Raw genomic sequence first — 7,926 nt, 5'->3', positions numbered from 1 at the left:
TTTTTTAATGTTCAATCAAAAAATATGCTACATCGCAATTAATTCATTCTAAAAATAAAGCGACAAACATTTTATGATTTGGTAAAATAAAGAATAGCAAATAAATTAAAGGAAGAGTGTCTATGAAACAATGGTTTTATCAATATGTAACACGTCTGCAAATCGTTTTATTTAGCTGTTGTTTAATTTTAGCGATTGCATATCCTTTTAAATATATTGGAGAGTTACAACCACTATTATTACTTGTGATGGCACCAATGATGCTTTTACTTGTCAATCAATTATTAGCTAAAATAGACAAAATCAAATCCATTCATTATTGGGTAATTGGATTATATGTGGTCGTAGTTAGTTTACAATTATTGTTATTTACTTTATTCCCAGCTGCAACAGCATATAATGATGGTGCACAAATAAAAAATGAAGCTTTATCACTCTATTATACTGGGACATTTTCAGGAGAACGTTATTTTTTAACTTATCCAAATAATATTAATATCACATTATTATTATTTGCTGGGTATAAATTATTACCATTTCTTAACTTTTATCAAATAGATCACTTAATGACTTTCATTAGTTATCATATTATGTTAGTGAGTATGTTAATTGTAACATATCGTCAATTTAATTTATATCAAGTAGTTAAACTACTCATCTTATTTTTAATGACTTTACCACTCCATATTTATTTATTATATTTTTATACAGATACAATGGTATGGTGGGTACCGGCGACTATTCTATTAATTATTGGTTGGAAAAAACATGATTATACAATAAATTATGTACAGTTCATCTTATTATGCAGTCTACTGATTGTGGGTTATCTGATCAAGCAAAATATTGTCTTATTATTACCTGCATTAATGATCTATTTATGGTATTGTGGGGCATGGAAAAAATCAGTAATGTTATTGATGACTTTTATTTTGGCGATACAATTAATATCGCCTATGATGACGCATGTACAATCTAAATATGGATTTTATCAAGATGATCATTATCGTTTTCCTTATGTGCATTGGGTTATGATGGGCATCAGTGACTCAACTTTTTATAATTGGCATGATTATCAGTATACTTATCAGCAACCTACGTATGAAGATAAAGTGCATGCTGATTTACAATTAATCAAAGAAAGATTGGTAGAACGACCATTATGGCGTACATTATTAGTGCCATTCATCTCTTTAGATACAACATGGTCTGAAGGTACATTATATGCAGTTAATTCTGTGAGAGTGAATACAGAAGGTAATGATCAACTATGGTCTTGGTTATTAGGTAATCAAAAACAAGTTGTTTTATATTTAATGCAATTAATTTATATTGTTGTATTAAGCAATTTAGTCATGAGTTTAAGACGGATCAACCCTAACAAGAAAATATATATGTTTTTACAAATTATTTTGTTAGGTGTCATGACATTCCATATGTTTTGGGAATCTAATCCTAGATATATTGTTATTTGGTATCCATTTATCTTATTATTGTCGTTGCATCATCCAGTGAAATTAGCTATCAAATGGCCGACAAAAATGATGACCACAGCAGTTATACTAATATTTACAGTTATTGCTTATATGGCTACAACACGGACACATTATGCTATTTATCATGATTATTTTGTGAAAACAGGGATACAAAATAGTGCGTATGCAACAGACTATTATTTAAAACAACAACAAATGATTCAGCAAGCTAAAGTTATTCGACAAACTTTTCAAAGTCATCAAACATTTAATGTTATTAAAATTATTGCTACTAGTAGTGATATAAGTCAATATCAAGTACAATTAAAAGATTTAGCCTCTCAACAAATTATTTGGCAACAAATTGTAACGCAAGAGGATTTTAAATATAATAAAAAATTAAAGACTTCTGAATTAGTGTTATCATTTAAAACAATTCAACCGGACTCTGCCAAACAGTATCAATTAATATTGAATCGTAGACAAGGTCAATGGCAAGTGGCATTATCACCAAATCAATATTTAGATAGTTACACGCAAGGTCAAGTGCAGTTAGATGGTCACATATTATCGACACAAGATTTGATATTTTCAGTAGGAAAGGAATAATAATGAATAAACAACTTATGCAAGGTATTATCATCATGATTATGAGTGCAGTGTTGACATCAGTCGGTCAACTATTTTGGAAATTAGCAATGAGTGAGATTAATCTTTATCTTTTAATGGGATTTGTTTGTTACGGCTGTGGGGCTATCTTTATGATTGTAGCTTTTAGTAAAGGAGATATTTCTATTTTACATCCTTTGATGAGTATTGGTTATATTATGAGCATTGGTTTAGCCGCTATTGTCTTACATGAAACAATATCTATCATGAAAGTAGTAGGGATTGTGATTATTATTATAGGTATTTATATTATTGCACGTGGAGGATTGAAACATGATATTAATAATTAGTTTAATATTAATGACTATCACGGGTGCAATAGGTGCCTTATTGCTAAAATATGTTTCCATACAAAACACGAGAATAAAACAATTATTGGTATTAAGTTGTGGTGGTGTATTTTATATAATCAGTGCCATTATTAATATTCTCACTTTAAAGCATTATGATTATTCTATTGTTTATCCAGCAACAGCTATTTCATTTATTTGGACGATAGTATTAGGACGTATCTTTTTAAAAGAACATATTACAAATTATAAAATAATCGGTTGTATCTTGATTATTTTAGGTACGTATTTTCTAACACAATAATAAAGGAGAACAATTATGTACTTTGTATATAGTATTATCGCATTCATATTATTTGCTTATATTGTATTTATAGGGAGTGCTATAACAAAAATTTTAAAATTACCTGCACATAATGGCGCAACATATGTCGTTATCGGTATTTTAGTGACCTCAACTTTACAATGGTTAATTGCCATGCCACTACAATTGTTTCACTTATCATGGTCAGTTTATTATAAAATCATGTTAATACAAATGATTATTAGTTTAGGGATCGCAATCATTATTCATTGGCGATTACCAAAACAATGTCATTGGCGTCATTATATTAAGCATCACTGGTTTGTATGGTTAATGGTGGCCTTATCTAGTGTTATTTCATGGATAGATACACTACCTTACAATCTTTATAATTACTATGATGATGGTTTTTATTTATCTCGAATAGGGACACAAATAGGTGTCGATAAATTAGCAAATTATGATAATTACACAGGCTTATTTAGCGAATTGACATTAGATAGAGTGTTAACAACTTATGAAATTAAAAATAGTTTTTGGCTAGCACTATTTAATGTAGAATTAATACCTTTTGTACGCATTAGTTGTGTCATTTTAGCTTATTTATTAATTTATCATAGTTTAGTTTGGGCGATTGCACAGTTAAAATTATTACCGAGCTATTGGGTACAGTTCGTCTTATCAAGCTTATGTATTTATCTCGTTTCAGCAGCTTATTTAGGTTACATCATGTTTTTTAGAAGTTGGGATAATTGGCAATTTATTTCAGCTTCATATTTCGGTGGTAATTTTGTTCGTATTGTCGCGTTACCTCTATTTATTGGGTGTGCCTATTATTGTCGTCAAGTGTCTTCAATATTGATAAATAGTATTATTTACATTATGCTCTGTATTACTTTAATGAGTTATTCTAGTATGTCAGTCAGTTATATTATTATTGGCTCATTAATCATGTATATTGTGAATTATCAATATTTAAAAATAAAGAAATTGTCTGTTATTGCTTTAGTGATGCTTGTCACTTTGTTTTTAATCAATACTTTATTGGGCGTATCGAGATTAATACATCATCCTTATTATTTTAATGATGTGTATATAGAATATGTTAAAAGCTTTTTAAGAATTTATTCAATTAGTTTATTAATATTATTATGGGTAGGTTATTATTATGTACCTTTAAAAATAAAGCAAAAATTTAAAAACATGGTCACTTCATTGACAATTATTATTGTCACCAATGTCAGTTACATTTTAGTACCTTTAATGTTATGTTTGGCTTCAGGTTATATGTTTGTTGCTGCAAGATTAGGCACTTCATTACAAATGTTGCTCGTATTATTAGTTATGATAATTTGGCTAAACTATGGGATACATCATCAAAAAGCTCAGTATTTAGTGTTAGGGCAAGGTATGCTATTTAGTTTTTTCTTTATATTAACTTATATAACAATGCCAAGCAGTCAATGTTCTGAGCAACGAAATGGATGTCAAATACCTGATGTCAAAATGACTGCCTTACAACAACCACAAACAGATAATGCCATTACACAATTACATCAATTTATTGAAAAAAATCAACTTAATACGACATTTATTGCACCTAATGTTATAGAAAATGGTCAATATGATATTCAATTTGCAGTACAATTGCGTAGTGTCAAAGGTGCACAACCTAAAATTCTTAATTTATATGACAAAAATAAAATTGATGATAGCATTATTGATAATCTAGAAGATTATTTACATGGGGACACAACATTTTTATTAGAAGAAACTTATCATTTATTAGAACAAGCACAATACATTGTACTTGATGAATCACAATTAAAAACATTAGATGAAGCGGGTGTAATTTATCAATCTCAAATGATCTTACAATTTAATAATAAAAACTATGTATTAATTGAAATAAAAACGACTTGAGAAAAGATTGAATGATCTTATCTCAAGTCGTTTAATTATTATTCTTTTGTTACATATTTAAAGAACATTGTACCAACAGGATTCGGTTGAATATTTTTAATATTATCTTGTGCTAATGAAATATGATCTTGATAATAAATAGGTGAAATTGGCATCTCATCCATTAATAATTGTTCAGCTTGATTTAATAAAGCTAAACGTTTTTCAGCATCTTGCTCGTCATTAGCCTGTGTTAATAATGTTGTATAATCAGCATTGATCCATCTTGTATGTGTGTTTTCTGGTTTTTCAAAAATATTTAAGAAAGCAATTGGATCATTATAATCAGCTACCCAGTATAAACGACTTGCCTCAAATTGTCCTTCTCTTAGACTACTTAAATAAACATTCCATTCAGTATTATTAATTTCTACATTAATACCTAATTCTTTTTTCCATTGTTCTTGTATAGCTTGAATAATTCTTTGATTTAAATCGTCAGTATTAAAAGATAATTTAATCGTAATATCACTTGGTTTTGATTTACCTAACTCAGTTAAAGCTTGATTTAAAGCTGCTTTAGCTGCAGTGACATCATGATCTTTAAAATAACCTTCTTTATGGTAACCAGGCATAGTAGGCGATGTTAAACCTTGAGCAACAGCACCTGCCTTAACAATATTTTTAACGATTTCTGCACGATTAATGGCTAATCCTAAAGCACGTCTTAAATGTTTATTAGCTAATAACTCTTGTTTAGTATTATATTGAATCCAATAAACTGATGCAAAATCATGGCGAATAATTTTATTGTTTTGTTTTAAACTATCTATCGCATCAGGTGTGATTTTTTGAAACGGTGAACCTATAAAATCAATAGCTTTAGATTGGAACATATTTACAACAGTATTAGAATCAGGCACAATTTGTACATTAACACCTTCTAATTTAACATTAGCAGCATCCCAATAACTATCATTTTTTGATAAAATAAATTGTTTATTATCTTCACGTTTATCTAATTTAAATGCAGAAGATACTACAAAAGTCTCAGCTTTTTTATACCAATCAGGATTGGCTTTATCAATTTTACTATTAATAGGATAAAATGGTTTAGATGATAATGCTTCTAAAAAATAGGCCGTAGGATGTTCTAAATTAACTTCTAATGTTTTATCATCAATAGCTTTAACACCAATTTCATCGATACTACCATGGTTTTCGGTATAATTTTTAGCACCTTTAATAGGGTATAGTTGATAAGCATAACCTGCTTTAGTTTCAGGTGTTAACGTTTTTTTCCAAGTATACTCAACATCTTGCGCAGTAATTGGGTCACCATTTGACCATTTAGCCTCTCTTAAATGAAATGTATAAGTTTTACCATCTTCACTTACTTCATATTTTTCTGCTAATGCAGGTACAATTTTACCTTGAGGATCTAAACGCATTAATCCTTCGAACATCTGATCAATAACAGCACCTGAAGGCGTATCGTCAGCTAGTTGAGGATTTAATGTTGCAGGACTAGCATTCAAAGCAACATTTAAAACTTTATCATTAGTAGAAGCTGTATTACCACAAGCCAATAAGATACTACTAGATAATACAGTTACAGCAGTTAAAGCGAAAAATTTTTTATTCATATTTTTTCTCCCTAATTCACATTATTTTATGAAAATCAAATCCGACTTTGTTTATATGAATTATAATAAGTGATACAATTCATCAAAGCAAGTTTTCTGCCTTGTGAAAAAGACTAATAAAATGATGTTTTTTAGTTTAAATAACTAATTAATATAATTAAGATCATCTATTCATAAAACGAGAGATAAATTATTATTTAAATAGCATTACAGATATTTAAAATATGAGAAAGTAGTAAAGTAAGTTATATGAAAATAAGAATTACAATAATTAGGTTTATCCTTCAGAAAATATAAATGAACTAATCTATTATTTATTTTTTAATTTATTTATGTTATATTCATGAACAAATCCTATAATCATATCAATAATAAATAATATCAATATGAAAATATCTAGATGACCAACAAAATAAACAGTTGAAATAATAAATAAGATCACAAAAATAAAACAATGTATAAATACCGATTTTTTACTAGTTAATATAAATATCATAATTCTAATCATCTCCTATAATATCTCTTCTTAAAGCTATATAAGAAGGTTCATTTTTTACAGCACAAATACTAAGTTTATAATTTTGTTTGTATTATAATAGCTTCATCTAAAATTGTCATAATGTTTCATAAATGCTTATTTTATTTATTTTTCTAACAATGTATCTTTTGGATTGTTAAATGTAAAAGCATTTAATCTTTTTTTAATGCGAGATATCATCATCTTACACTAGAAAATGGAAATAAGATAGAATTTTAAACAAACAAAGAATAAGCAAAAATCTTAGTTTAGTATCATTTCCAATTTACAGATTTATGTTGATTATAATATAAACTACAAACTATCGTCTTTAGGACATTATCACATGTGAATGAGAAATTCATAAAAAAATTAAAAAAACTATGTCAACGATTTTTGATTATGTCCTGAAAATTTAAAATTATAGGTGATGCGGAATAAAGAATTCGAACCTACCGCGCCACCGCTTGCTACACCTGTCAGTTAGTGTTATTTTATATGATTTTCACTCTAACTTAGTTAGTGTTTTATAAAATAACACTAACTAACAGGTTTATTTTTTAGATTTGTCAATACATGATAATACGATATTTTCTATGTTACATACTTTTTCGTTTGTGTTTTTCTCTATCAAATTCTTCTTGTGTTATCCCTCTCTTTTTTAAATATTTCATAAATGAACTATATTTCCATGGATGATGCATAGGCGGCGTATAAATACGTTTTTTTGTTATCTCTGACGAGGATATCGGTGTTGTATCAAAGTTTTTTGAGTGTCTTTCATGCGTTTCTAAACGTTTTGTCGCAAATAATTCATCACGTATACTTGCAAAAATTGAACCATCAAATGCTTTGATGACTAATACTCTAGTTCCTTTATTAAAATATTTTTCTACACCAGAAAATGTGATGGGTAAATAATAATTATTTTGAAATTGAAAATGATGTCCTGAATTGATTTTTCTCTGATTAAGTACACCTAAAATAATATTTAAATTAGCAGAAGAAGGTGCCTTTTCAAATACAGATGTGATATGATGTAAAGGAAGGGCGAACTTTTGATTGAATTTTTTTATGTAGGAGTTTAAAAATTCATTCGCTTCCTTAACAGAGGAAATTTTAT

Annotated in this window: 5 protein-coding genes and 1 pseudogene; 4 read left to right on the top strand and 2 right to left on the bottom strand. The window is 28.1% G+C overall.

Annotated elements, in window-relative coordinates:
* Positions 1-122 precede the first annotated feature (122 nt).
* The 4 genes from AC5EAH_RS07385 to AC5EAH_RS07370 are packed head-to-tail and all read left to right on the top strand — an operon-like array spanning position 123 to position 4,661.
* Complete coding sequence (locus AC5EAH_RS07385; protein WP_493494136.1) at positions 123-2,084, top strand: glycosyltransferase family protein; 1,962 nt, start codon at positions 123-125, stop codon at positions 2,082-2,084.
* A 2-nt stretch (positions 2,085-2,086) separates the two neighbouring features.
* Positions 2,087-2,434, top strand: a complete 348-nt coding sequence (locus AC5EAH_RS07380; protein WP_493494135.1) for an EamA family transporter — start codon at positions 2,087-2,089, stop codon at positions 2,432-2,434.
* Positions 2,418-2,738 (top strand): EamA family transporter, encoded by a 321-nt coding sequence (locus AC5EAH_RS07375; protein WP_493494134.1) that lies wholly within the window; start codon positions 2,418-2,420, stop codon positions 2,736-2,738. The genes AC5EAH_RS07380 and AC5EAH_RS07375 overlap by 17 nt, the downstream gene beginning before the upstream one ends.
* 15 nt (positions 2,739-2,753) lie before the next feature.
* A complete protein-coding gene (locus AC5EAH_RS07370; RefSeq protein WP_493494133.1) occupies positions 2,754-4,661 on the top strand; it encodes a hypothetical protein in 1,908 nt (635 codons plus the stop codon).
* 38 nt (positions 4,662-4,699) lie between these two features.
* Here the strand turns inward: AC5EAH_RS07370 and AC5EAH_RS07365 are convergent, their stop codons facing one another.
* Positions 4,700-6,286, bottom strand: a complete 1,587-nt coding sequence (locus tag AC5EAH_RS07365; RefSeq protein WP_493494132.1) for a peptide ABC transporter substrate-binding protein — start codon at positions 6,284-6,286, stop codon at positions 4,700-4,702.
* 1,116 nt (positions 6,287-7,402) lie between these two features.
* Positions 7,403-7,926: pseudogene (locus AC5EAH_RS07360) on the bottom strand (ISNCY family transposase); the annotation flags it as partial.

Source organism: Staphylococcus sp. B1(2026), assembly GCF_058895785.1.
This window is presented reverse-complemented; position numbering and strand designations above follow the sequence as displayed.